The sequence below is a fragment of the Lentibacillus sp. CBA3610 genome, from assembly GCF_013373365.1.
In the GTDB taxonomy this organism is placed as follows: Bacteria; Bacillota; Bacilli; order Bacillales; family Amphibacillaceae; genus Lentibacillus.
Map to the genome: position 1 here is coordinate 3,103,843 of NZ_CP035925.1, position 26,745 is coordinate 3,130,587.

General features: G+C 42.4%; 26 protein-coding genes and 1 pseudogene. 8 read left to right on the top strand and 19 right to left on the bottom strand.

The window, feature by feature from the left end:
* Positions 1-154 precede the first annotated feature (154 nt).
* Positions 155-1,363, bottom strand: coding sequence for a hypothetical protein (locus Len3610_RS15260; protein ID WP_176448717.1), 1,209 nt, complete (start codon positions 1,361-1,363; stop codon positions 155-157).
* Positions 1,363-1,827: an RNA polymerase sigma factor gene (locus tag Len3610_RS15265; protein ID WP_176448718.1), complete on the bottom strand. Its 465-nt coding sequence runs from the start codon at positions 1,825-1,827 to the stop codon at positions 1,363-1,365. The genes Len3610_RS15260 and Len3610_RS15265 overlap by 1 nt, the downstream gene beginning before the upstream one ends.
* Positions 1,828-2,081: 254 nt before the next feature.
* Between Len3610_RS15265 and Len3610_RS15270 the strand changes: the two genes are divergently transcribed.
* Complete coding sequence (locus tag Len3610_RS15270; protein ID WP_176448719.1) at positions 2,082-2,291, top strand: heavy-metal-associated domain-containing protein; 210 nt, start codon at positions 2,082-2,084, stop codon at positions 2,289-2,291.
* A gap of 184 nt (positions 2,292-2,475) precedes the next feature.
* Here the strand turns inward: Len3610_RS15270 and Len3610_RS21220 are convergent, their stop codons facing one another.
* The 3 genes from Len3610_RS21220 to Len3610_RS15280 form a co-directional block, all read right to left on the bottom strand.
* On the bottom strand, positions 2,476-2,607 hold the full coding sequence (locus Len3610_RS21220) for a hypothetical protein (protein WP_255259648.1): 132 nt from the start codon (positions 2,605-2,607) through the stop codon (positions 2,476-2,478).
* A gap of 206 nt (positions 2,608-2,813) precedes the next feature.
* The gene (locus Len3610_RS15275) at positions 2,814-3,419 is read right to left on the bottom strand and encodes a lysozyme inhibitor LprI family protein (protein ID WP_176448720.1); all 606 of its coding nucleotides are present in this window, start codon (positions 3,417-3,419) and stop codon (positions 2,814-2,816) included.
* A 173-nt stretch (positions 3,420-3,592) separates the two neighbouring features.
* Positions 3,593-4,624, bottom strand: coding sequence for a S66 family peptidase (locus Len3610_RS15280; protein WP_176448721.1), 1,032 nt, complete (start codon positions 4,622-4,624; stop codon positions 3,593-3,595).
* A 300-nt stretch (positions 4,625-4,924) separates the two neighbouring features.
* Here Len3610_RS15280 and Len3610_RS15285 point away from each other — a divergent pair, with 300 nt between their 5' ends.
* The 3 genes from Len3610_RS15285 to Len3610_RS15295 all read left to right on the top strand — a co-directional run bounded on the left by Len3610_RS15285 (position 4,925) and on the right by Len3610_RS15295 (position 7,243).
* Positions 4,925-5,521: a hypothetical protein gene (locus Len3610_RS15285; RefSeq protein ID WP_255259649.1), complete on the top strand. Its 597-nt coding sequence runs from the start codon at positions 4,925-4,927 to the stop codon at positions 5,519-5,521.
* A gap of 451 nt (positions 5,522-5,972) precedes the next feature.
* The gene (locus Len3610_RS21910) at positions 5,973-6,458 is read left to right on the top strand and encodes a uracil-DNA glycosylase family protein (protein WP_369693594.1); all 486 of its coding nucleotides are present in this window, start codon (positions 5,973-5,975) and stop codon (positions 6,456-6,458) included.
* A gap of 137 nt (positions 6,459-6,595) precedes the next feature.
* Entirely contained in the window at positions 6,596-7,243 is a 648-nt protein-coding gene (locus tag Len3610_RS15295; RefSeq protein WP_176448722.1) for a GntR family transcriptional regulator, read from the top strand.
* Positions 7,244-7,346: 103 nt separating this feature from the next.
* On the opposite strand, the gene brnQ is transcribed toward Len3610_RS15295, so the two are convergent.
* From brnQ to Len3610_RS21225, 6 genes are all read right to left on the bottom strand, one after another.
* Positions 7,347-8,705, bottom strand: coding sequence for a branched-chain amino acid transport system II carrier protein (brnQ, locus tag Len3610_RS15300; protein ID WP_176448723.1), 1,359 nt, complete (start codon positions 8,703-8,705; stop codon positions 7,347-7,349).
* A gap of 202 nt (positions 8,706-8,907) precedes the next feature.
* The gene (locus tag Len3610_RS15305; protein WP_176448724.1) at positions 8,908-9,120 is read right to left on the bottom strand and encodes a DUF6366 family protein; all 213 of its coding nucleotides are present in this window, start codon (positions 9,118-9,120) and stop codon (positions 8,908-8,910) included.
* Complete coding sequence (locus Len3610_RS15310) at positions 9,120-9,557, bottom strand: iron chaperone (protein WP_176448725.1); 438 nt, start codon at positions 9,555-9,557, stop codon at positions 9,120-9,122. The genes Len3610_RS15305 and Len3610_RS15310 overlap by 1 nt, the downstream gene beginning before the upstream one ends.
* Positions 9,558-10,279: 722 nt before the next feature.
* A complete protein-coding gene (locus Len3610_RS15315) occupies positions 10,280-12,091 on the bottom strand; it encodes a methyl-accepting chemotaxis protein (protein WP_176448726.1) in 1,812 nt (603 codons plus the stop codon).
* Positions 12,092-12,095: 4 nt separating this feature from the next.
* Positions 12,096-13,451 (bottom strand): efflux RND transporter permease subunit, encoded by a 1,356-nt coding sequence (locus Len3610_RS15320; RefSeq protein ID WP_255259650.1) that lies wholly within the window; start codon positions 13,449-13,451, stop codon positions 12,096-12,098.
* 365 nt (positions 13,452-13,816) lie between these two features.
* Positions 13,817-14,158, bottom strand: a complete 342-nt coding sequence (locus Len3610_RS21225; RefSeq protein ID WP_255259651.1) for a hypothetical protein — start codon at positions 14,156-14,158, stop codon at positions 13,817-13,819.
* A gap of 277 nt (positions 14,159-14,435) precedes the next feature.
* Between Len3610_RS21225 and Len3610_RS15325 the strand changes: the two genes are divergently transcribed.
* The 4 genes and pseudogenes from Len3610_RS15325 (at position 14,436) to Len3610_RS15340 (ending at position 18,538) form a co-directional block, all read left to right on the top strand.
* A complete protein-coding gene (locus Len3610_RS15325) occupies positions 14,436-14,897 on the top strand; it encodes a TetR-like C-terminal domain-containing protein (RefSeq protein WP_255259652.1) in 462 nt (153 codons plus the stop codon).
* A 186-nt stretch (positions 14,898-15,083) separates the two neighbouring features.
* Positions 15,084-15,488, top strand: a pseudogene (locus Len3610_RS15330) (transcriptional regulator); the annotation flags it as partial.
* 515 nt (positions 15,489-16,003) lie between these two features.
* Positions 16,004-16,864: a hypothetical protein gene (locus tag Len3610_RS15335; RefSeq protein ID WP_176448728.1), complete on the top strand. Its 861-nt coding sequence runs from the start codon at positions 16,004-16,006 to the stop codon at positions 16,862-16,864.
* Positions 16,865-17,080: 216 nt separating this feature from the next.
* A complete protein-coding gene (locus Len3610_RS15340) occupies positions 17,081-18,538 on the top strand; it encodes an aldehyde dehydrogenase family protein (RefSeq protein ID WP_176448729.1) in 1,458 nt (485 codons plus the stop codon).
* Positions 18,539-18,595: 57 nt separating this feature from the next.
* On the opposite strand, the gene Len3610_RS15345 is transcribed toward Len3610_RS15340, so the two are convergent.
* From Len3610_RS15345 to Len3610_RS15375, 8 genes are all read right to left on the bottom strand, one after another.
* Positions 18,596-19,618: an NADP-dependent oxidoreductase gene (locus Len3610_RS15345; protein ID WP_176448730.1), complete on the bottom strand. Its 1,023-nt coding sequence runs from the start codon at positions 19,616-19,618 to the stop codon at positions 18,596-18,598.
* Positions 19,619-19,801: 183 nt separating this feature from the next.
* Positions 19,802-20,671 (bottom strand): RpnC/YadD family protein, encoded by an 870-nt coding sequence (locus Len3610_RS15350; RefSeq protein ID WP_176448731.1) that lies wholly within the window; start codon positions 20,669-20,671, stop codon positions 19,802-19,804.
* 162 nt (positions 20,672-20,833) lie between these two features.
* Positions 20,834-22,120 carry a WD40/YVTN/BNR-like repeat-containing protein gene (locus Len3610_RS15355; protein WP_176448732.1) on the bottom strand — a complete coding sequence of 429 codons (1,287 nt, stop codon included), beginning with the start codon at positions 22,118-22,120 and terminating at the stop codon, positions 20,834-20,836.
* A 176-nt stretch (positions 22,121-22,296) separates the two neighbouring features.
* Positions 22,297-22,935, bottom strand: coding sequence for a GDSL-type esterase/lipase family protein (locus tag Len3610_RS15360; protein ID WP_176448733.1), 639 nt, complete (start codon positions 22,933-22,935; stop codon positions 22,297-22,299).
* Positions 22,936-22,937: 2 nt separating this feature from the next.
* Entirely contained in the window at positions 22,938-23,861 is a 924-nt protein-coding gene (locus tag Len3610_RS15365; protein ID WP_176448734.1) for an ROK family protein, read from the bottom strand.
* A gap of 24 nt (positions 23,862-23,885) precedes the next feature.
* On the bottom strand, positions 23,886-25,166 hold the full coding sequence (locus Len3610_RS15370) for a TRAP transporter large permease (protein WP_217994035.1): 1,281 nt from the start codon (positions 25,164-25,166) through the stop codon (positions 23,886-23,888).
* Entirely contained in the window at positions 25,167-25,643 is a 477-nt protein-coding gene (locus Len3610_RS20315; protein WP_217994036.1) for a TRAP transporter small permease, read from the bottom strand.
* Positions 25,644-25,665: 22 nt separating this feature from the next.
* Positions 25,666-26,712 carry a DctP family TRAP transporter solute-binding subunit gene (locus tag Len3610_RS15375; RefSeq protein WP_176448735.1) on the bottom strand — a complete coding sequence of 349 codons (1,047 nt, stop codon included), beginning with the start codon at positions 26,710-26,712 and terminating at the stop codon, positions 25,666-25,668.
* Between the last annotated feature and the right edge of the window lie 33 nt (positions 26,713-26,745).

The window sequence follows — 26,745 nt, forward strand, 5'->3', positions numbered from 1 at the left end:
CTGTTCCAGGTTGGGTAAAATGATTCGTATGTAGTAACGCCGTATCAAACTGTACTAATTAAAACTACATTCAGCGGATGATTTTCTCCGCTGAATGTAAGTTGACCCAAATCTTACATATACTGGCAGTTGATATCAAATACAACGCCATATTCTACAATGAAAGTTCCCCGATATTTCTAAGATACGACACAGACTGATTATCATTTTCCGTTTCCCTAATACTCCCTATGCTGAGCCTTAAAAGGGGTTGCAGCATACTCTTTTGCTTTCTACCAGATAACTCGATCTCCCCCAATACATCTACGGCTGCAACACTTTTCTTAAGTGTCGCTTCAGTAACATCATCATCAAGTATAAGTTTACCGTTGACGATAAAGTTCGTTTCGTTTTCCAGCGCAAGGAATTGATCATTCGACCAAACTTCCTCATCATCTATCATAATAAAGTGATATTCATATGGCAGAACCTCTGTATCAAGCAGACTGCAACGTTCGTATATAAGGTCTTCCAGCGATTCATGACAAACGATAATCGCTGACGAATGAATCGCGTCAATTGCCATTGCAAGCTGTTCCCGAGTTACATCCGCCTCAATTATAATTGGTTTTTCCGTATATATTTTTTTACTTTGAAAGCGGTGGATAGAACGTGCATTTAACTTTAGCTGCTTATTGATAACCTCAAAACCTATCGGGTAAATTTTAAATTTGGCAGTCGTTAATGAGTCTATTTTTTTATATAAAAATTCCTCCTGCTCTTCATATGCATAAATGACCCCGTTTGCCTCCAATATGCTGATTTTTTCCATAAATTCACGCATATTTAAGTCCTTTGAAAACGAAAGGACACCATTAACGACTAAATACAAGGGCTCTTCAATAGATTGAAGGAATGAATTGGTGAGCTTGAATTCGCCATTTTCAAATCGAGGCGGATATCCATCGTAAATTTCAAAATCACCCGACTCACCTTCCGACATTAATTGGTTTGCTGCTCCAGCAAGGTGGGACGGACAATAAATCTTGCCATTCACCATTAGATTTAAATACCCCGAAGAAATGTGATCAGCTTCCACATCATTGTCAATCACAACTAAACCATTGACAAGAATATTTTCCGGTTCCGTTATGGATTGGAAATACGCCTTATTCAGGTGCAGCCATCCGTTATGGAAACGGTATCCTTGTGGTATTTCGACAGTATTACCGATATTGCCTATATTCAGTGCCGTTAATAGATGCGCATTTTCCTGACTGTAAACAACAACACCTGCGTTTTCGATGCGTTCGACGTTCTTAATGCTTTCTTCTGTCGCGTGAACCAAATTCAGTACACCAATATTGCCGATCTGTTGACTCATTATGAATCCTCCTCAACGATTTTTCGCAGTTTTTTAATTGCCTGATGAAGCTTATACCTTACTGAGGCAGCAGGTAATTCCAGCTGCTTACCGATTTCCCGGCTCGACAGCCCGATCCAGTAACGCTTAAACACCATGTCACTTGCTTCAGGAGATAAATATCCCAAGAGTTCTGTCATTTCCATATGAGTCAGAGCTACCTCTCTGATGGAAAAATCCAACTCCTCATTCCACCACGTTAGTCGTTTTTCCTTGCGCCGGTCATCAATCAGTTTGTTTTTCATGACACGGAAGAACCAGGCTCGCTGCTTATATTCAGACAGATTAACTAATTCCGTTTCTGTCAGAGCCTTTTCCAGCCCATCCTGCACAAGATCATCGGCTTCATATTCATGACGGGCGATGGACCGGGCAAACCTGAGCAAATCATCTTTTAAATGTTCATAAAGATCACTCACTTCCATGATTAATCACTCTTTTCTAAACTTATATCGTTCTCATTAAGATAACGTTTCAGGAAGGAAAAGTGTTTAAAAAAAATTAAGAAATCTTTAAGAAATTTTTATGTACTTTTAATAAAGAGATCTTCCAGGCCTATTTGAGAAAAGACGCAATTGAAGACCAGGAAGATTTAAATCACCAAAATTGACCCAGGTCAAGGATTCAACGTGATATAGGCTCTATACTAAAGATAGAACAAAACAAAGGAGCGATTAATATGAAAACAGTCAAATTCCAACTAGAACCACTTACTTGCCCATCCTGCATTAAAAAGATAGAAGGCAAACTTGGCAAAATGGACGGGGTGGAAAACGCCAAAGTGTTGTTCAACTCCAGCAAAGTGAAATCCACCTATGATGAAGAAAAAGTAACATCCGATGAACTGAAAGATACAATTGAAAAACTGGGTTATCCAGTCGTGAGTTAAGTTTTGAACCGGGTGGCTCTCTCATTCGGGCCGGCTGGTTCTTACGTATCAGACAAAAAATCAGGAACATTTGTGAAATAGCCCAATGTGCACCCGTTTCTGTCTTGTTTTATTTGCATATTTATTATATACTTGATCTAAGATATGGTATGGGAGAGGATAAGATTCCTCCCCCATAGGTGATTTAGAGCTTCTCCTTATTGCCCAAGGAGTTGCTCTTTTTCTTTTTGCGACAATTCAGCAAAACAGCCATCAAATTAATAATGGCAACAGCTAAGTTAACGATCGCAGCCAGAAAAAACAACCACATCTCCATACCCTATCACCCCCTTTCATCAGGGGATGTCTATATTTTACTATATCTTTCCTTTAATTACAAACATACGTTCGCATAAACTTACAACAACTGGGACAAGGTGCCTGTCCCCATGTCCCGACAAAAAGACGCTTTGATTTTTAAGACAAAAACACCTCAGTATCCGTCCGATGGATATTGAGGTGTTCGATTAGCGTACATCTATGTTATCCGTGCATATACGTTTCAACCAGCTCGTAGCATCTTTCCCTGGTCAGCTGGGCCATGACGTTTGCATGCTCATATGGTTCCAGTGACCCGTCTTCAAATTTTGATGCTTCCTCTTCGGCAGCTTCATCCCGATGTGTGATCCACTCACGCTGTTCTTCCCTTAATGACTCCATGTCTCCTTCAGAAAGTTGCTCTTCCAGAGAACCATAAATATCATTCAGGACATCATCCCATTGTGTAAAAATCTCTTGCATCGCTTGATTTCTTTCCGTTTGTGTACCGTTTTGAGCCTGGGTTTTCAATGGCGCCAATTCAAGTTCTGTTTGTTCTAGTTCCTGTATATATGCTTCTTTCGCAGATTCCGATGTACTGTTTTCTGTTGTTTTGCTCTCAGTTGACGCAGTTGTTGATTCGGATTCATCTTCCTCATTTTCTGCAGCATCATTACTCTCTGTTTCCGCTGGGTCACTTGTTTCATTGGCGTCCTCGTTTTGTTGGACGTCATTGTTTCCCGCGTCTGCTGGTTCAGTTGGTGCATCATTCGTACACCCGATTATCAATATTATTGGCAGCATAAGTCCAAGAAGTTTTTTCAAATCCAATCCCTTTCCTCCCGATGGCTTTCATTTCCAGTATTTTGTGATTTTAGATGTGAAGTAAAGGTCTGAAATCATCAGGTATTAGTGTTTCCTTCATCAGATCCACCCTAAAACGCATCTTCCGTCTCTATTTTACCCTAATTCAAGCATAAATTTAAATGTACAAAAGGACCGATCTATTCCACTCCACTTTCCAAAATCGAAAATGTGCCATGGCTGCAATCCACTTCAGCCTTGGCTCCATAAGGCAAAATCATCTTAGGTTCAGTGTGCCCGAAATTCAAATTGTACAGTATCGGCAGTTGTTCCAGCTGGTACTCCTTCATAACCATTTGAATCACTTCTTTATATTCTTCATAATATGTTTCATCCTGGGGTTTGCCGAAAATAATGCCGTTCGTTTTGTGCAAAATACCTTGTGCCGCGTAATTACGCAGCCAACGGGAGATTAATTCAGGGGAAGTCTTTTCTTCCGACGTTTCAAAGAAAAGAATGCTGTCTTCCCAGTATTTTTCTTCCGGCCAGATGGAAGTGCTTTTCGCAAATTCCAGTACTTCGATGCACCCGCCGATCAGACGCCCTTGCACCACACCGGATCCTTGCAGCACTTCATATCCCTGGTTCGACTGCATCATACGCCGGGTGTACTTGTTTTCAATATTCCACTCCAGACGTTCACTCGTCCACTCCTCAGCAGGTTGGATTTGCCCGATGGGATCACTGGAAAACAGTACCCTTTTAACCATTTCAACCGTATACGGAAGCATCTCAACATTCTCGGCAAAATCAGTCATAATCGCCGGTCCGTAAAACGATGACAGCCCCGCTTTATGACAGAACAAGTGCGAAATGGTGACATCCGAATAGCCCATGAATATTTTCGGATTGTCCCTGATTACGTCAAAATCAATGTACGGCAAGAGCCTGATGCTTTCGCTGCCGCCAATGTTCGCAATAATAGCCTTGATAGAGTCATCCTGGAATGCAGCCATCAAATCCTCAGCCCGTGCCTCCGGATGTTCATAAAGGTAATCCACACCTTTTAAACTATTCGGCATCGCGACAACTTCCAGGCCGAATACATCACGCAGTCGCTCTACACCTTGTTCATAGCGCCATCTCAGTTCCGGCTCCCCGGCCAATCCAGCTGACGGACTGACCGTGGCTACCTTATCGCCGGAATTCAACTTTTGTGGTTTGACAAGCATTCCGAACACCCTCTTTTTTAATAATATATTTCATTATATTAACATAAAAACTGGTTAGTCGGGATCCTGTTTCACACAATTATTTTTATATTTTTTAAAGTCTAATAAGAGTATATGCACACAAAAAACGATATTCACAAGGTCATAGAAGTCTGCTCAACCCCAAATATCCCTTGAGAAAATTTACGTCAAAGAATTTTCCGAATATAAAAATATATGATATATTAAGAATGTCTAAATTTCCCTGCTAAGATTATTTAGCAGATATAAAGAAGTCACTAACAGGAGAAGTGATTAAAATTGCATTACTTACGAAACGTTGATTCTGATACACTGATGCCTTTTATCACCACAACCGGTCTTCTTTTAATTATTTTTTCCGTTTTTGTTCCTTTCCCGGCAATTCTTTTTATCCAGGATACGTTATTCTTTTCATATGATCATTTGTCCTTTATCCGTCCAACGGCAAGTTATGTTGGCTTCGGCGCCGGGATGATCTGGTTAGCCATCGTTCTTTTCTCTTTTTTACTTACGAAAAGGTACTTTGAAAAGAAAGATCGGAAGTATAAATTGACAGGGATTCACCTGGCTTTCCTAACACTTGGTTTTGTTTTTTTTGCCGCCTCCATTTTCCATTATCACTACTTAGATGAGCACGGAATTCAAAGCAATTTGTTCTGGTCGTTGTCCGAGGAAAGTATGGCGTGGGATGATGTAAAAGAACTATCCCGTGTAGTCGAGGAAGATTCCTATCGAGTCTTGTCTTATACATTCTCAAGCAATGATATGTCTATTACAATTCCTTATGATGCAGAGGATGCAGATACAAGCTATACTATTAACCGTGCTATTGACATGTATAATTGGGAGGTTGTTGATAACTTCACGGCTGAATAAAACGGAAGTTATGCACCCATCTATTGTAGATTCGGCTGAAAATCACTTAAAAATAACTCACGAGTTTTCATCTAATCAGAAAGTCTATTTTACTGCAAAAAACACCCTTAAACTTTAACAGAGTCAGTGAAGTAAGCAGCTTAAGTCAAATAAAATATTTTAACAGTCGTATGTAAGGAGAGTAAAACATGTCACACACAACATTTCACCAATACCTCCCCGCCATTCAGGCATTGCCCGATGATCGCCCCCTCACAAAACAGGATTTATTGACGGCCTCTTTATTGATGAGAAAAGAAAACAGTATCAGTATGTACTATGCACCTCACAACGAACACATCAACTACTATGCAAAAATTGTGATTGTTGGCATCACCCCCGGATGGCATCAAATGAAAACGGCCTTTGAGTATTTTGTCAAAAGCCACTCTTCTGGAGAAACATTGGATACGTGCCTGAAAAAGGCCAAAAAGGCAGCCGGATTTGCCGGTTCCATGAGAAAACCCTCGTTGACATGCTTGATCAATGTGGCATCCCGGAAGAACTTGGTGTGGACAACGCTTCCGATTTATTTGAAAAAAGCAGAAACTTCCTGCATACAACATCGATCATCAAATATCCGGTATTTAATAAAGGAAAAAATTATACGGGACACAGGCCGCCCATCAATCGTTCACCGCTTTTAGAAGATTATGCCTGCAGGGAGTTCCCAATCGAATTAACACAAATTCCTGCACCAGCACTGGTCGTCTCCCTTGGTAAAACAGCAGAGCGTGTTATCTCCAGATTGATTGAGGAAAACAAGCTGCCCGATCACACCTATTTAACCGGTTTTCCGCATCCATCCGGGGCAAACGGACATCGCGTCAAGCAATTCCAGCAGCAAAGGAAGCAGCTCCGGGAGAAGGTAAAAACATGGGGTTGTAATCTGCTTTAGCAGCCACTTCCCAAAGACTTATATCAACGAAGTTCCCAGCCTTGTCGACACGTCTAATATATTGCATATTTCATTCATGTACTGTTTCGTGTATACTATATTCACAGGAAAATAATTGTATAGAAAGGCGGATCCCCATGCCAATCCCTGCAAATCATTCAAAACCTGTTCGTCAATCTGCAAAGGAAAATGCATTCAACCAGCTGCAGCAGTGGATTATTGACGGAACATTACTCCCCGGTGAAAAATTAAATGATACTGAACTGGCCGATGCATTGGGAATCAGCAGGACACCAATCCGTGAATCTTTGCAGCTGCTGGAAGTACGAGGGTTTGTTAAGATGTATCCGGGCAAGGCGACACAAGTCACTGAAATTGAACAGGAAGCCATTAAAGATCTGCTCCCGCCACTCGCAGCGCTGCAGTCTTTATCCGCCGAACTGGCGATTGACCATGTGACACAGGATGAGCTCACACAACTCGAAAACATTAACGAGCGCTTTGCAAAATCAATTTATTCCAATAACGGCTATGCCGCGTTAAAAGTCGATGAGGAATTTCACCAAGTGATTGTTGACATAACGAACAACACGTATATCCACGGAATGCTAAAATCATTACAGGCACATGTTCGCAGGCATTTTTTCCATAATTCGATTGTCTTAACCGAACAATCAATTGAAGAACACAAAGCCATTATCTCCTCCATGAAACATGGCAACAAAGAGAAAGCTGCAGCCATCATGAAAGAAAACTGGCTCCGTACATTACAGGAATTTCAATAAAGCGGAACTTCAAGCAATGGGAGTGGTGCTTTGCCAATTATAGGCGGGATAAAAATCAAAAAACTCCGGCCCCTCGTGAAAAGAGGGCGCCGGAGTTTTTTGATTATGATGCATGAACGGCGGCTGTTTTTTGAAAACGGCTGATAATACCGGTGACTGCAATAACGACAAGAGCCGGGATCAGCCAGCCGAGCCCCTGACTGTATAGAGGCAACGATTGTTCATAGAAAGCGACAATAGGCTGCATCCAGCTGAAATACTCGATTCCCAATGATTCACAGAGTGCCTTGAGCCCGTCAAAGATACTGATCAAAAACGTAACAGCGATGGTTGACCCATAAACCACCCGTGCATGATTGAACAGTGGAGACAAGAATGTTAAGAGCATTAGTACAATGGCCAGCGGATACAAAAACATCAAAACCGGTTGCGAGTAGGTAATAATGTTTGACAATCCAAAGTTTGCAATCACAAAGGTTAAAGTTGCAAAGAAAACAACCAGTGTTTTATAACTGATCTTCGGAAAAAGTGTATGGAAATATTCCGCATTAGCCGTTGTCAGGCCGATTGCCGTCGTCAAGCACGCCAATATAATAGCAATGGCAAGCAGAATGGATCCAAACGTTCCAAAATAATGAGATGCAGCGCTGCTTAAAACTGGTCCGCCAGTTTCAAAGATTCCGAAAACCTGGGTACTTGTTGCCCCCAAATACGCAATCCCAAGATAAATCGATCCCAGCAGCAATATGGCAATACTGCCTGCCTTCAGAGTTGTTTTGAGAATACCTGTATTGGATGTTACACCCATTGCCCGGATGGCATTAATGACGATGATACCGAATACCAGTGAAGCAAGAGCATCCATGGTATTATATCCTTCAAGGAAACCGGTGATAAATGCGCCGCTTGCATACGCTTCCTGAGGGGACTCGATCGCTCCCAGCGGATTGATAATCGCTGTAATAAGAAGAACTAAAAGCAGAACAACCAGCCCTGGTGCCAAAATCTTTCCAACATTATCAACAAGCTTGCCAGGTTTTAATGAAAACCAGAGTACCACCGCGAAAAAAAGTAAGGTAAAAATAAACAACGCAATTTGCTGCGACGACTCGTTGACAAAAGGCGATATACCAATATCAAACGCTACCGTTCCTGTACGGGGAGATGCAAAGAACGGTCCGATTGTTAAATAAAGCAGGGACGTAAAAAATACGGCATAAACCGGATGGACACGGCTTGAAAGCTCCTGCAGATTATTACTCCCTGAAAAACTCATGGCTATAATACCAAGCAGCGGCAGTCCCACTCCTGTAATTAAAAATCCTGCAATAGCCGGCATGAGGCTTGTACCGGCATTTTGGCCAAGCTGTGCCGGAAATATCAAATTTCCAGCTCCAAAAAACAATGCAAACAACATAGTCCCAATTGCTGCGTAAGACGTAAAAGACAGTTTCCCCTTCATTATAAGATCCTCCCGTAATATATATTGTTACCCATATGCAATATATCGATGACATTCATCATACTATCTTCTGTCGCGAAATGCAATATATTACGCGGAATTTTTTGATGATTTTCGGAAATTAAAAAATACCAGCCATTGTTTTTATAACCATTGGCTGGTATTACGGGCATTGGGAATCCTTGTTGAAACGAAGCTCCCGTTAATGAAAGAGGACAGAATAAATTATAAACCCCAATATAATGACAAGAATAAGTATTCCAGTTCCCTTCCATCCCAAACTGCCTACCAAATCAGCAAGACTGCCATTGTTTGCTCTGTTAAAAGAATCGTTCAAATTGCCTGTTGGATTGTTTTCTAATTCTTGTTGTCTTAATCTTTCTCTTTGCTGCTCCGGGCTTTCTTTGTCGCTCATCAAATAACCTCCCTCCAGGTACTTATAATGAACCAAAAAGCTTTTCTAAGGACTAATCTATTTTTCTGCTTCCGCCAAAAAGTTGAACAGTCAGCCTTATCCGAAATATTAAACGCGATAATCTTTTCTAGTAACGCGAAATCAACCGGCCTATCCCACGGGAGGCGTAACAGCTGCTGGCTATGATTATAGCCGGCCTGCACAATTTCATCCGAAAAATGGATAATACCTTCTCTTTCAGGAGCAACAGCCAAATGATGTTTGGCTACGCTAAAGCCAATAATAAATGTGCCGTGATCGGTAAACATAGGCTGATTCCACGCAAGTTTTGGCATTAAATCCGGAAATTTTCCAGTTACCCATGCTAAAACTTCTTCCATTCGAGCCCGATGTTGCGGGTTATCAATAGTCGCTAAATAATCCGCAGAAACATCCATGTTAAGTATCATTCCTTTCGCTGTGCTCAAGGCACAAAAATGTAATGAAAGAAACTCTCCATCCCCGGTAAAAGTTGTTATAATATAGTTGGATAAGCAGATACACTACAGAGCACGGGGAGGTGAGTGGTGACAGTTATATACTGCCCGCATGTTAAGATGTGCCGTTTGCCTTTTTCAAGAACAAATAAGTGTGCCATCGAGCACGTAAACTAATCCTTGTATAAACAATTCCAGTTTAGTATGGGGCAAACAGTCAATGTCTGTTCTATCCACTATAAATTTGTAAGGGTTGTGTTATAAAACGCAAGCATATAATCCCAAGCAAGTACGATGATATTATAAATTTTACATTTTTTACCAAGTTTACTTTTTAGTAGGCTTATTTGTTATGCACATTTTTACTTATGATGTATTTTCACGTTCTTTCAAACTATTCCCTCTTTTCGATATTGGATGTAATCTTTTATGAATAATGAAATACTCAGCCATCTGCATTGTGAGTATAAGTGTCATCCTTTACAATCTTTACGGCTATTTTAACATCAATCGCCATTTTACAGGTTATATTATTGGAAATGAATATACGATATGTATTAATCCATTGTCATCAATAATCCATTCCAAACAAAAAAAGCAGCCCAATCAATGTGTTAATTTGGACTGCTAACGTTATTTTTCCAGTATTAAAACCGAATCCGTTAACCACATCGGACAGATTTTTACCGAAATAGATCCATCAGCCGATCCCAAAAGCTTGGTTCCTCTTCTTCTGATTCATCCGTTGTTTCGGGTTCTTCCACTTCAATGGATTCTGTTGACAGAACAAATTGCACGACGTCAACATTTTCATTTTCATCCGAGACAAATGACTGAGGTTCAAAATCTGAAGCGTCATATTCATCCATCATGTCATCGACTTCCGATTGCATTTGGCCGGGCAAATTACTGGTTTGATCCTGAAGCTCCTCTGTTCCGTCTTGCAGCTCACTTGCACCGCTGTCGAGGGAGGACGTGCCATCAGACAGTTCCTGAATACCGGTATTGAGTTCCTCATAGGAAGATGCCAATTCGCTGACACCACCTGTATACTCAACCAAGCCGCTATGGAACGTCTGGTACTGGGAAGCCATAGTCGATACCCCTGACTGCAACTCACCAAGTGCATCCAGTTCATTCATGTTCTCCATGCCGGATTCAATTTCGCCGGCTATTGTTTCAGCTCTATCTGCCATTTCCCGCATTGAGCCTGAAATTTGATCCAATGTGCCCGTAACCGAACCAAACATTTCCTGCATGCCAAGATACGTCTGCTTAGCTGTATGAGCAGCTTCGTAGGTACCAATCAATTGGTCCACGACTTCCTCATCGGCATTACTATTTCGCAGCTCTGCAAATTGCTCATCAGTAATATCATCATCAGGAATTCCGCTAATGGCATCATCCAAATTCCCATATGCCTGATTATAATTATCACTCAATTCATCCAATCCATCTGCCGACTCCTGTAAGTCGCCAGCCAGTTCGCGCATGCCACCCGGTAAGGCTTCAAGTTCACTGATATCCGGTGTATCGGGTGCGTCCTGCACTGCGTCATTCACATTTTGCAAAACATCACGAATTTCCGCTGACCCGCTGACCAGCTCGCCGGATGACTGATCGAGATCGCTGATACCACTTAGGTACTCGGCTGATCCACTGCTCAAATCCGCTGCTCCCTCATTTAAATCCGAGATACCGCTATTCAATTCACTGACACCGGAATTCACCTCACTGATGGCATCTGACAGCGACTGCATGTCGCCCTTCATGCCGCCCAGATCCGGTTCCTCCATTGGCATGGAAGCCGGTGTGGCCGATATATCAATCGGATCCATTTCAAAATCGGTGACATTAGCGGATACAATAAACTCTTCCTCTTGTTCAGGCATTACAGTAAACGTAATTTGTTTATTTTTACCTGACGTAGCCTCAGTTCCATCGGGTGCCTGAATATCATCAAAAATCGAAGGATCCACCGTCAACGAGATTTGCATCATATAGTGTTCAAAAAACACAGTATCAACCGATTCATTAGCAGATGTGGCAATCTGAATTTCCAGCTCACCGCTTTTTCCAGCTAATTCATCCGGTGCCACTTCTTCACCATCAAGTATATAGGTGATATCGATATTCCAGGGAAGCGGCTGATTATCCATGTCTCCCTGGTAATAAAATTCCCCTTCTTCCGCCTGAACACGGACTTCACCGTCGTTCTGTTCAATATCAGTTAAGTTGCTTAAGTTACGCACATTGGTGTAATCCCCATAATCAACGATTTCACCAGGTTCGGTAACGTGGAAGGTGTTCACCACATACATATCCTGCAGCGTGCCACTTGTATTCAAATTGCCGTAAATCGTTTCATCTTTTGCATCGTACTCGCCGGACCCTGATTCTTCTTCGGCGTTGTTTTCGGCCAAAGCAGGCAAAGGAAGTGAGCCAAACACAAGCACGGCACACATCATCATAATCGCTAATTTTTTTGGCCGCATTGAATCACCCACCTTTATAAAAATTTGCTTTCCATGTCGTTTTTTCAATAACCCGATCAAACACTAAGAGCAATGCCGGCAGTAATAGCACTACCATTAGAAACGCCAACGCTGCACCGCGTCCGAGCAGTAGACCGATGGACGATACGATTGGATCTGTTGATGTCATCGACAAGATAAAGCCGACACTGGACAGGATCGATGCGGATACACCAATTGAGAAGATTTTCTCATTAATTGTCTTCTTAATCGCAGCCCTGGCATTCATTTCTTTCCGGTTGTGTGTATAGTTTTCGGTCATTAAAATCGCATAATCGACTGTCGCCGCAAGCTGGACTGTGCTGATAATCAGATACCCGATATACACAAGCGGTTGATCAGTAAAGTATGGCACTGCCAAGTTAATCCAGACTGACGACTGAATTGTCAGCAGTAGGACAACCGGGAATGATATCGACCGGAATGTGACGAGCAGGACAATCGCAATCGCTACAACAGTCAACAGGTTGACCAGCGTATTATCCTGTTCCACGATGTCTCGCATATCATACAGGGTGACACTTTCGCCAATGGTACGATAATCGTCACCATAATAATCAGCGGCAATCGCTCTGACATCTTCTACAAGTGCAAATGCCTCCTCACCTTCCTTATCAGTTGTCGTATTTAACGTAATCCGGCTGTAATTTTCCGAAAAGAATTGCTCAGTCTGAGATTCGTCGAGATACTCCGGTGGTATTCCGGCCCCGATAGTATTCACATAAGAGATGTTGCTTTCAATATGATCAAGGTCATCGAGTTCCTGAACAAGTTCTGCTTCTTTCCCAATCTCTCCCTTTGGAACCAGCAGTACCATTGGTGTGGATTTGCCGAATGCATCTTCAATTTCAGCCGCATCACTTCCGGCACGCGTATTCTCCGGCTGTTCGCCGGTGCCATAAAGAAATTCTGTCTGACTCTGCCCCAGAAAAGCCGGAACGATCAGCACCATAACAACCAGCAATACCGGAATACGAAATTTAATGAAAAAGTTTCCGATATTATATTTGCTCGGAATCCATGGCTTATGCTGTGTTTTATCAATCCATTTATAAAGTATCAATGTCAATGCCGGGAGAAATACCATCACACTGATAAAGCTGAGCAAGATCCCTTTCACCAGGTTCAAACCCAAATCGGCACCAAGTCCAAACTCCATAAACGACAGCGCCATAAACCCGAAGAACGTTGTGGATGCGCTCGCTGCGACGGCCGGGAACGACCGCTTCATCGCCCGTCTCATAGCTTCTTTCGGATCCGCTATCTCCTGACGGTAATCGTCAAAGCTATGAAGCAGAAAATATCGATAATCGAGTGACACGGCAAAGCTGCCAGATCGGTGCCACTTGCCTGAGTGAATAAAAGAAATCTCACCATAAAGATTTTCGTGTGCCCATGTTAATCAGTACCGAACACGCCGATAGCTTCCAGGAAAACACCGGCTCGATCCATGACCTTTGTGGACAAGAGAAAGTATTAAAAATAATTCGGAATCAGAATCGCTGCTGCATTCATGGTCTCTTGGGTCGTCATTTTTTTGCGAATCGCGCTGTATCACAGGCATCCCCTGACATAGCGTTCTCCTTCACCAAATCAGGTCAATAAACTGCATCTGTCGTTTTCCACTTTCTTTCCTTCTTCAACGTGGAAGGAATACAGCGCATTTGCTATCCTCATTAGTATGATTCAACGGTATCGGGATCCGCCATTTTCAAATGGTGTTGTCATGTCGATTGCATCATTCGAGCCACGTGACTTCAGAAACCCCGTCAACCGCTCAAGTTCATCCTTGAAGGCAAGAGCTTCCGGACACTGATGTTCTTCATCATAACCCCGTGTGTTGACCATTTCCCCGCCAAATTCTTCATCCATAATCTCTGTCGCTTCAATCGATGGGGTGTCATCCGGCAAGTAATCAACCATATCATGCTGGACCGGCACCCCAAACTGTACGACTGCACTGATAATTGACAGGACTAAGAACGTGATGACAATCGATTTTCGTTTGTTTAAAATGTGTCTTGCCATATCAATCGGTGTTCATCCTCTCTTGCATTATCCATTCGAACACTATAATATTATATACGACACCGTGTTGGATTTACAACAAACAGTTTTGTAAATTGCGTACAAAAACCAACACTTCGAAAAAATATGTTGTCAAACCCTAAAAAGAAAGTGTGACGATTTAATGAACGAAAAACTTGACCGCCGAAAAAAATATACCCGCATGTTTTAAAGGATAGTTAAATCGATTTAATTAAAAAAAATAAACCCATTAACAGGCAATCACAGTCAAAGAAATTTGCCAGCTGCCGCCGATATTAACCGTTCCACATTCTATACCCACTACAATGATCAGTATGACTTGCTTGAGCAAATCGAAAAAGAGCTCATCGACGACTTAAACACCTATCTGAATCAATATAATTTCGAGCAGGAAGAGGAAGCATTGCAGATGACCGAAAGACTTCTCGAATATGTCGTGTCCAAGAAGGAGATCTGCCAGACACTCCTGGGCGGACACGGCGATCATTCTTTTGAGCGGCGTGTTATGGACGTCGCCAGGCCATTTCTGATCCAAAATTGGCTGGACAATAATGAAGTCGATCCCGATGTATCAGAATATGCCAGCACCTTTGTCATCAGCGGCAGCATCTACGTCATCAAACATTGGCTGGCAAACGACATGGACAAGTCACCGAAGCAGATTGCCGAGCTAATCAATAGTTCAGGTTCAGGAATGGAGCGTCCCTTGTATCATTGATGCCGGACATCAAACCCTTTTTATCTATATCGAAAGAAGTTCCGAAAAGAGTCATCCCATGCCCTTTTTGCAAATTCATTTCGATTATAATAGTAAGAAGGGTTTGACCAAGTTGATTAAATTTTTTCATATAAATGGATGTTTGTGTTATCGGCATTCTTCGGGTGTTTACCGGTGGTCAATCGCGTGACAAATCCCGATGCTTATATTGACTTGAAAACGAAATGGAAAACATCTTTACAGGTTTTGGGGTATCGGGCGGCGGGTTTAGGTATAATGGATTCAAAGCGTCATCGTAACTTTTATGCAGCACTTCATCGAAAGGGATATTTAAAAAGGGAACCACTTGATGAAGAAATACCTCTTCAAAAGCCACAAAAGATGAAATCGATTATTGATTTAGCTGTCAAAAAAGGACTGATCGACATCCGTCAAATGATCGAAAACCATTGGATGGCTGATCTTAACTTCTTTTATCGAATTACAGGTATTGATGCAGGCTTTTTTGATCGATACATAGTTAGCAAACAGGACTTTGAATTGGATAATGTAACTGATTTGTCACCGGGTATACGTAAAAGGAAAGTATAGTTACAAGTTCAATTTATAAAAAAGACCAAAAACGAAAGGAAGCAAACACTTGCTAAATAACAAATGATGCTTCCTTAAATAATTTATATAGTCAACGTACTTTTCCTTATACTACAAAGCTCTTTTATCTCCTTTTGAATAATAATTAGGATGTGCTAAGCGTCGTGGTAGAGGATATTTCAACTTGCCTGTAGGTTTCATTTGGCTTAAAGTCCTCTCCACCTGAGTGCTTAAAGGGACAATCACCTTGAGCTGAAGGTATCTATCTTTGTGATTTCCTTCTTTCGTTTGGTAAATCAGGATATTAGTTAACTCTTTTATTATATCAGAATAATACAACATCATTGCCATTGATACAACAAATGTTCTGTTTATTTTTAAATTATTTTGAAATTAATTCTCCCAATTCTATTATTTTATGCTATAATAATAATGCCCTTGCATATCCTCCTTTTTTGCCGCTCTGCTTTATCAATTTTTTCAGCTTTTAAAAAATTTAATAGAAAGTAGATGATATGACCATGTGGAACCATATTTTCCAGGACATTAACTATGACAAGGAAAATGGCGAGAAGAAAACAGAAGTAAACGCTTGGATGCGTCCATATGCCTATCCGGGTGAACGCGAGGAATTTGTGGAAAAGGCAAAAATCGCGAAACAATTTGATATGCCGTTCCGCGGCCTTGTCGAGTTTTATGGCGATGATTTAATTGCTTATAAGCAAAAAATAGGAAGCTGCAGACATGCTAATGCGTTTCTCCGTATATTCACCAATTATGTAGCCGATCATTTGGAGGATCAATGCCCAACCTCCTGGCAAGCGTGCCAGCCCGCATTCTGGGAAGAGCTCATCTTCGCTTATTTCCCCAGCCAATTGAAAATCACCACCAAGCAAAGCGAATCCGAACTATTCCTGATACAACTGAAAAAATTTGTCCGTTGGCTTGATCAGCGTACGGGCTGTGCGTGGTATCCGACAGTTGAGAAATATACGGAAGAAGCCCGAACGGAATTGATTATTTGTGAACGGCTGTTTAACAATCTGGTTCTGCGTTTATTTCCCAATGCTCACCTTAAAGAACAGGAGAGGGAGAAGGATCTAGACAAAATCAAAAACGCAATAAGAGCTGCCAGCGAGGTTTATAACAGCGTATATAAAGTAACTGCTGTAACAGAGGATTTCATTACGGTAACCGATATTGATTCCACCCGCGTATTCCAAATTGTTGGTCTCCCTGCCGACGAACTGGCACTCGGAGTTCTCCTGGAAGGCGTTATGGGCCGGTATCATCATGATGACTTTTTTTACACCTGGTTTTTCACAGAAAATGTCTATCCGGAAAAGGCTGAGAATTATTTCGTGTTTGTTGACTGAGATGGAATAGTCGCCCATGCCAGTGGGGAGGTGCATTGCAACTCCCCTTCAGTAGTTGGCTCGCTGATTATCATGCACCGCAGCGTTTTTATGTTTTCCTGTTCCCGCAGGATTATTTCGCTTCGATGTTGGCTGAGCAACCAAAGTCTAAGGATTAAATTTCCTGTAAACGGGAAAATTAACAAAGAGATTGTTTCCGAACAGGAGGTTATAGCGATGAATCAATACCAACAACTCAATAAAAGTTTCATCAACGGCAAATGGGTCGATGGAACCGAGGATACAACGATTGAGATGCACAATCCGTACAACATGGACGTGCTGGCAAAAGTCCGAATTGCTTCACTTGATCAGGTAAACGAAGCATTCTATGGTGCCAGGGAAGCACAAACAGCCTGGGGCAAGAACGCAGCATTGCGCAAAAAGGTTATGGAAAAAGCCATTCAATATTTCAAGAATCATAAAGCGGACATTATGGAAATCCTGACGCTTGAATCAGGTTCGACAACCGTCAAAGCAAATCTCGAATTCGATTTGACGACAGGCGTGATGGAAGAGGCGCTGACAATGGTCGATAAAATTGGCAAATTTGAGGAAAAAACCTCAATGATCCCGGACAAAATAAATGAGAATTACCGCCTGCCAAAAGGTGTCTTTTCATCCATAGCACCATTTAACTTCCCGCTTTATCTATCGATGCGCACCATTGCACCGGCGCTGGCACTCGGCAATTCAATCGTCCACAAAGCCGACCTCCAATGCGGCCTGGTGTCAGGTTCAGTGGTTGCCAAGGCATTTGAAGAAGCCGGCATGCCTTCAGGTGTTTTTCAATCACTGCTGACAACACCTGATGCAACCGGTGATGCCATGTTCAATCATGAAGCGGCAAATCTTGTCAGCTTCACCGGCTCCACACCTGTTGGACGCCGAATCGGCAAAGTGGCCGGCGAGCAGCTGAAAAGTATGTCATTGGAGCTTGGCGGCAATGCGCCGTTTTGTGTCCTGAGTGACGCCGACATTGACAAAGCCGTTGATGCCGCCATCTTCGGAAAATATCTGCACCAGGGCCAAATTTGTATGATGACCAATCGCTTCATTGTTCATGAAGATGTGTATGATTCGTTCGTGGATAAATTCGTTGCGCGTTCCAAAGAAGTAAAACATGGTGACCCACGTGATCCGGATGTTATCATCGGACCGCTGATCAACGAGGAACAGATGGAAAAATCACTGAACAATATCCAGAAAGCGAAAGATGCCGGATACGACATCCTGCTGGAAGGCGAACAGATCGGCAACATTTTAACACCAACTGTCATCGGCAATGTGGAGCACGACAGCGATTTGACTCAGACAGAAATGTTCTCAACAATCGCTCTGATCATTAAAGCTTCATCAGATGACGATATCATCGCAAAAGCCAATGACACCGAATTTGGCTTAAGCTCAGCCATTTTCTCGAAGGACGAAGAAAAAGCACGTAAGTATGCTATGGAGCTTGAATTTGGCATGACCCACATTAATGATCAACCAGTCAACGATGAACCAACTGCCATGTTCGGCGGCATGGGCCAAAGCGGCATCGGCCGTTTCGGTAATCCATATGTGATTGATGAGTTTACAGAGGGCAAGTGGATTTCCGTGCAGAAAAGGGCGAGGGAATTTCCGTTTTGATATAAAATATTAAGAAGACCCGGTCCTGAATACGGACTGGGTCTTTTCGTATGACGTTTACTTATACTCCCGCTCAGCCACTTTAATCAACAATTTTCCAATATTTTTCCCTCTAAACAGATCAAGGAAAGCATTCGGAATGTTTTCAAACCCTTCCTTAATAGTTTCACGATACGTCAATTTTCCTTCCTGCAGCCATTGACCGAGCTGCTTGGCGCCTTCCTTGAAACGGTCGGAATAGTTGCCCACGATGAAGCCTTGCATCAGGGCGCTTTTTTTAATCAAGGTCTGCTGTACACGCGGACCGGTGTCTTGTTCTTCCTTATTGTAGGAGGAAATTGCGCCGCAGACCGGGATGCGTGCATACTTTTTCAACTGTGTCATGACAGCATCAGATATCTCTCCGCCGACATTATCGAAATACACATCAACACCATCCGGACAGGCGCGATTTAAGTCGGCTTTGATATCGTCTGTTTTTCTGTAATTAATGCCTTCATCAAAGTTCAGTTCGTCTTTCAGAAAGTTGATTTTCTCATCAGACCCGGCGATGCCGACGACGTGTGCGCCTTTGATTTTGGCAATTTGGCCGACAGTAGACCCGACCGAACCGGCTGCACCTGAAATCACGACAGTCTCGCCTTTTTTTGGATTGCCGATATCCAAAAGGCCAAAATAGGCGGTTAAACCGGTCATGCCCAATATGTGCAGATGGGTGGTGATTGGCGCAATGGATGGATCGATTTGCCGCACCTCATTGTCACCGGCAACATAGTATTCCTGCCAGCCAAACATACCTGTTACGACATCACCTGCTTTGAATTGATCGGATTGTGATTCAATAACCTCGCCAATCGAACCGCCTTCGATCACTTCATTCAGTTTAAACGGTTCGACGTATGATTCCACGTTCTCCATCCTGCCCCGCATATACGGATCGACGGAAACATACAGCGTCTTGATCAGAATCTGACCTTCCTTGACATCCTCAACATCCTTTTTCACAAATTCAAACGTATTGTCATCCGGCATGCCTTGTGGCCGTTCAGCGAGAATGATTTGGTTATTAACACGTGCCATTATAAAAGTCCCCTCCTGCAAAAACGTTTATGGTGCTTTGTTTCCTATGGTAGTGAAGATAGGAGTTTTATGCCAGTGAAAGTGATTGTGTGAGGAAATGGTAAAGGAATTTCATACAATATAAAAGGCTGAAACCCTTGTATTCCAATATTCGGAACTGCCAGGGCTGCAGCCTGGAAGAGATTAAATCTCTTTTTTCATATTCTCGATTTTCTCTTTATCAAGCCGAGTCACTTTCGCAATAAATTCAACGGACGGGCCTTCTTTTAACATTTCGCGTGCAATTTCTCTTTTTTCATTCATCTTACCTCTTTCTTCCCAGAAATTTGGCAACATCGAGAGTTTTTCATCATCTTCAGTTCTTTTAATTTCCTCCATCACTGTTTCCTCCTCTCCTTCATCAAGTTTTAAATATGTCTCGAAAAATCCATTTAGCCAGTATGTCTTAGCTTGATTAAGTTCCATGTTCATCAGCATTCTAAGAAATTCTTTTCTTACCTTTATTCTTTCTTTCTCTGTAAAATTCATTTTGCTTAGCAGCGCTGCCGCAACTGGATTGTTGGATTGAAGATATTCCCGCCAATTCATCTTCCGCAGTTCAAGCATCAAAAAGTTGAATGTCAGTACATGAAAGAAAGGAAATTCAATCGTAAATTGATCACGTTCATATCGATTTTCGTCATAACTGAATACAGCAATGGGTACAATCGGTCTTCTATACTTATTATACAACAAACTGAAATAATGATACATCCTTTCATGGAAATGAGGCTGTCCGGAACTTTGTGGTTCGACATGTATGATGATAAGTGTATTCTGACCTTTTAATCTAGCTTCAATGACAATGTCTGCGTGGCGGCTTTCACCTTCAATCATGTCGGTGAACACTTCACTGGACAATGGCTTGATTGAGCTAAAATCGATGTGGTGATGTACTTCCGGAAAGAATACTTCCAAACACTCAGCAAAAAATGTGTCGATTAATTCTTTGAATAGCTGATCATGGCGGATATACTCGGTGGGGTCTTCACGTATGGCTGTTGCGATTGGCATGGCTACACGTCCTTTTGGTGAAGGAATACTGAGGTGTTAGCGTCTATCAATAGTGTACATTATTAGCCGTATGGAAACAAGTGTTCCCATTAACGTTATGACAATATTTTTTCCTTCCTCAAAAAAAGTGTGGGCCTTTTCTAAAAGCACCCACACCATTCATCATCTTTCTATCACATCATCCGGATCCACCAAATTCGCAAATGACCACGTTTCGCCATCGTCCACGGAGACAAATCGCGCCTTCACATTCCCGCCTTGGTAATCGCCGTTTGGGCCTTGGTTTACCAGCAATGTGCCCTGGGACCCGTCAAATGTCGGGGTTTCCGCAACCCTGAAAATGCCCTCGTACTCGGCTGGAATGGATACGTCCACCTGTGTCCAAGACTCTCCGCCGTCTGCTGTCCGATACAAGTCTGGCACTGGCGGATTATCATTTCTGGTAATCGACCCGAACGACACGAATCCAAGCGCGTCATCAATAAACCCAGCACTCGTCACTTGCCGCTCTGTTGGCACACTCCCGACTTCTTCCCATGTTGCACCGCCATCATCCGTTTTGAAAATCCTATTGCCTTCCCAGCTCATCGTGCGGCCACCGGTTAAAATCAAAAAGCCGTCGCTCTCGGATACAAAATCAAGAATACGCATCCGGACCGCCTGGAATCGACTGGGAACTGATGATGACTCCCAGGTTTCGCCCTGATCCGTTGATTGGAGCACTTTTACACTCTGATGGCCGCCAACCACAAAAGCTGTCCGCTCCGGTGTGATCACGTAGCTGTCTTCAATTAATTCATCTTGTGGCCCGTTATAATCCCCTTCAAATAATTCATCGACCTCTACCGGTACCTCCGTCCAATTTGCGCCATTATCATAGGTGACTTCGAGTGTGCCATTTCGAATCCGGTATCGATTGTTCTCATCGGGGACTTCAATGCCGGCTTCTTTTTGATAAGTATCCTCAACTGGGGGCAAGTCACCGACAGCATGGGAGATATCATCAATCCTGAGCAACGTATATTCGTTTTCGCCTGTCTGCTTAATCCGGAACGTCCATTGGATATTTTCCACCGTTCCATCCTCTTGCACGTCTCCCCAGCTATGATGGGTGGACCAGTTCCCCTTTTCCAACTGCACCCAGAATGTTGCCTCAACAGCAAATTCTTGCTCCTCGCCGGCCAATAATTGAAAATCGTTGTAACGTGCATCCGTCAGCCGTTTCCAGGAGCCTACATCATCTCCTTGATATTGATTCATATAATCAAACCAAAAGCTATAAGCAATGTCTTCCGGTTCCTGATTGTCTTCCGCATCAACCGTGACAGTCATCGGCAGCGGTTTGTTTAAGTTTTCTTCGTAATAAAAATAGTAATAAATGACTGATGCAGCTGCCAATATGAGCAGGAGTAGAATAACTGCTGTCACAGTTCGTTTTTTGGATAACATCCTAATTCTCCCTTTTAGCAAGTTCATGCTTAAATTAAATTTCAGCCATTTCTATCATATCATTCATCCTTCCAAGATTTATACCGCCTCAAGCCCGTCGCAAAATAAATAGAGCAAACAAAAATTTGTAAGCTCCATCACATCATTAGATTTTCAGCACAATGGTGTTTGTTTATTTAAATAATTTCTTTTACCTTCTTAAGGACATGCTCCGCCAAAAGCTCATGGCCTTCCTTGTCCAGATGCATATAATCGATATCATTCATTGATACTGCTTCACTTGTATCTAAAAACTCAATATCTGTACCTGCTATTAATTGCTTTAAATACACAGGGAGCTCTTTTGACTTAACATCACAATTTTTCCCCATTGAAAATCTAACGTTTGTATTACAGTAATTAGGATCAATAATAGGTGGGGCGACGACTAATACTTTTGGAATACCTGTTTCTTTTCCGGTTTCCGTACTTTTGGCCTTATGGGCAAGTCTGACAATACCTTGTGCTATGTTATAAGCAGTTAAACCGAATCTTTCTTTCGTATCGTTTGTGCCTAGCATAATTACAACAAGTTCCAATGGCGCATGGCTTTTTAAACAGGGGTGAATATAATGATAAGCATTTAAACCCTCAAATAAAGGATCTTCACTTACACTTGTTCTTCCCGGAAGACCTTCTTCAACTACCTGATAATAATCCCCCAACCACCTTTGTAAAAGACATGGCCATCTTATATCTTCAGAAAATCTGTCTGTATTTTCAGCATTATAGCCCCACGTATTTGAATCGCCAAAACATACAACCCGTTTCTGCATATTTACATCCCCTCCACCTTCTGATTCAGTTCGTATTCATACAACTGATATACGGCACCTTGCAAGTTAGCGTCATTACCGTTCTGTGCCAGCTTTAATTCTAAGGAGCGCTGAAAGGAGGGCATGATTCGAGCGTTCACGCTTTTTTGCAGCTTTTCCAGTAAATAATCTCCCTGCTCAGAGACTCCCCCTCCAATGACAATCAAAGGAGGATTAAATATATGGACAAGTGACTTGATACCTAATGCCACATCATCAATCCATTTATAAATGACCATTTCTGCTGCCTGATCACCATTTTTGGCATTGTTAAATAACGCCAATAATGAGATGCTTCGTTTAAAGTAAACCTGTGCCCGTTGTTCCAAGGCTCTGCTGGAAGCATATTGCTCATAACAGCCTTTATCACCGCAAAGACAAGGATTTCCACCGGGATAGAGTGTCATATGCCCAAATTCCCCGGCGGAATAAGCAGCACCGTTATAAACGCGGCCATCCATAATAATGGCGCCTCCAATGCCGGTTCCAAGGGTCATACAAAGAAACTGATCAACCCCCTGTGCCGCACCTCGCCAATATTCTCCAAGGGCCGAACAGTTTACGTCATTATCAACTGCCACAGGCAAATCGAACGCCATCTCCAATTCTTTTTTTATATTCAGGCCGGTATAACCAGGGAGGGATTCGGTAGCATAGATGACGCTTCCCTCCTGTTTATTAATTTGACCGGCTGTACTGATGGCAATGCCGCTAAGCTCATAATCCGCCTGCAGACATTTGGCAAGTTCTTTTACTTGACCTATAATAGCCATACCGCCTTCACTAGCTTTTGTAGCGGTTTTTGATTTATAAAGTATATCGCCTTTTTCATTCAACACGCCATATTTAATGTTTGTACCGCCGATATCAAAAGCGCCTGCAATCACTTGTGTTCCTCCATTCTCGTTTACTTACTCATTCAGTATGTCCACAAGGAAAGTCGAAAGCTCAGGGACAAAGATCATTACTAACATGACAACCACGAGCGGAATCAGGAATGGAAGGACGCCTCTGTACATAGTACCGACCGGAATATTGCCAACCCGTGATACGACAAATAAAGCCATTCCCATTGGTGGTGTTAAAATACCAATCATTAAATTCAGGATGACAAAGGCACCGAAAAAGACCGGGTCTATGCCAACACTTGTGACCACCGGAATCAGAACCGGTACGACAAGAACCAGTAATGCAAGCGCCTCAATAAATGTCCCAAGAGCTATCAATAATAGACTAATTAACATAAGTAGAAAAATAGGGTTTTCTGTAATACCCAAAAAGGCGTCAGCTATTTTAATAGCCACTTGCTCTCTGGCTATGAATTGTCCGAAAAACTCGATGGCAGCAAGCATCAGTACAACCACACCGGTCATTTTCATGGCTTCTACAAGATTGGTATACACTTTTTTTAATGTGAGTTCTTTATAAACAAAAAAGCCAAGAAATAAAGCATAAACAGTACTCACGACGGCAGCTTCGGTCGGTGTGAAAAACCCTGAGAAAATCCCAACAATAATAATGACAGGTGTCAGCAATGCCCAAAAAGCCATCAGGAAATTTTGGCCGATCACTTTTAGATTGGCACGCTCAAGGACTTGATAGTCACGTTTTTTAGCTAGAATAAACGTCATTACAAAAAGAGCTAATGCTACGAGAAGTCCGGGAACTAACCCTGCAATAAACATGGAAGCAACCGAAACATTGGCAACTGCCGCATAAATAATCATGTTCAAGCTGGGCGGGATTATACCGCTAAGAATGGCAGTAGCTGCGGTCAAACCACCGTTAAAGTCATCATGATAGCCTGCCTTCCGCATTGTTCTTATTTCCAGTTGACCCAGTCCGCCTGCATCTGCCAGTGAGGAGCCGGACATGCCGGAGAACATTAAACTGGCGGTTATGTTTACATGGCCTACTCCCCCAGGTACATGCCCCAATAAAGATAAGGCAAAATTGAAAATACGATCCGTGATCCCGGAAGAGTTCATCAATGTACCTGTTAATATAAAGAATGGAATCGCCAATAGAGTGAAATTATTGATCCCCGTTATTAATTGTTCTCCTGACGCAAAAACAAGGTTCCAATCTCCTATTATAAAGTACAACAGACCAGCGATCAGTAATGTGAACCCGACAGGAATGCCCAAAAAGAGTAAGACTAGCCACGCAATGAAAATAGTAGCTATCTCCATCTACTTCACCTCCGCAGCTGTGTTCTTGCGCCATTTTTTGACGATTCGCTCAATCAATCGGTAGATCATAAGCAGCGTGAGGATTGGGAGAGCTGCAAACAAATAGACTTGCGAAATTTGCAGCGTCACAATATCCAAATGTGTCTGGTTTTGCACAATAGGGATACTAATGATAAACACGGTAATAAGCGTACAGAGAATTAATAATTGATTAAATGTATACACCCATTTTTGAGCTTTAGCCGGAAGTTTTTTAATGAAAACATCAATGGAAACGTGACTGTCATCTTTTATACAGGCCACTATTCCCAAATAACCGGCATAAATGAAAAGAAGTTTACTTAATTCCTCTGTCCACACCAAGGGCTCACCGATCCCTTGGCGTGTCAGAGTTTGTGCAACTAAAACAACCAGCATGAACACAAACAAGGTGCTGCCTGTAATTTCTTCAAAGTTGTCATATATTTTCTTGAACATGGATGATCACCTTCACGATTGGTTATTCTCGAGCCTCATCTATGATTTCCATATATTCCTCTGCATCTTCACCGATATTGTCCAGGTATTTAGGATAAACTTCTGAAACTGCTTCCCTGAATTCATCCAAATCCGGTTCCGTAATTGTTAAACCTTCACCTTCAAAGAACTCAATCAATTCTTCTTCCTCTGATTGGAACAATTCTGTGTGATGGTCTGTGGCCTCGTCAATACCGTCATTCAGGATTTGCTGAAGGTCTTCAGGCAGCTCTTGCCACGTCTGTTCACTTACCACATAGGTATTGTCATTCACGACATGATTGGTCAATGCGATATAATCCTGTACTTCGTGAAAACTATTTGCTTCAACGCCGGACAACGGGTTATCCTGGCCGTCAACCTGGTTCGTCTGCAAAGCCAGATAAACTTCTCCAAGATTCATAGGTGTCGGGCTTGCTCCTACAGATTCCGCATAATCAAGCAATGTTTCTGCTTCCGGTACGCGAAGGTTCATACCTTCCATATCTGCCATTTCATTGATTTCAAAGTTTGAGGATGTCACGCGTGTGCCGTTATACGCACTGTCTACCACGCGCAAATCATGCTCTTCGATTAATTCATTTCGCAATTCTTCGCCAAATTCTGTGTCATAAACAACACGCTGGATATGCTCAAAATCCTCAATCACATAAGGTACCGCCAAAAGCTCCGAACGGGGAACCCATTCACCAAGCCGCCCCATCTCTGATAATGTGATATCAAGTGATCCGTCCTGCAGTTGTCCCAGCATGGAAAGATCATCTCCAAGTTGAGCGTCCGGATAGAGGGAAATAGTCATTTGGCCATCACTTTCTTCTTCAACATAGTCTGCCAGATATTCAGCTGCCTCGTATTCATTGGATTGTGTGTTCGGCTGCATTCCAAATTGCAGCTCATATGTTTCATCTGAACTGGCGTTACCATTGTCCCCATTATTCCCGTTATCCGATGTAGCTTCTTCGTCCCCTCCGCAAGCTGCCGAAACCAACATAAACGTTATCCCTAACACAAAAATCAGACTTTTCTTCATTTAATAGCCCTCCTTTTTATTTCACTTCATTCA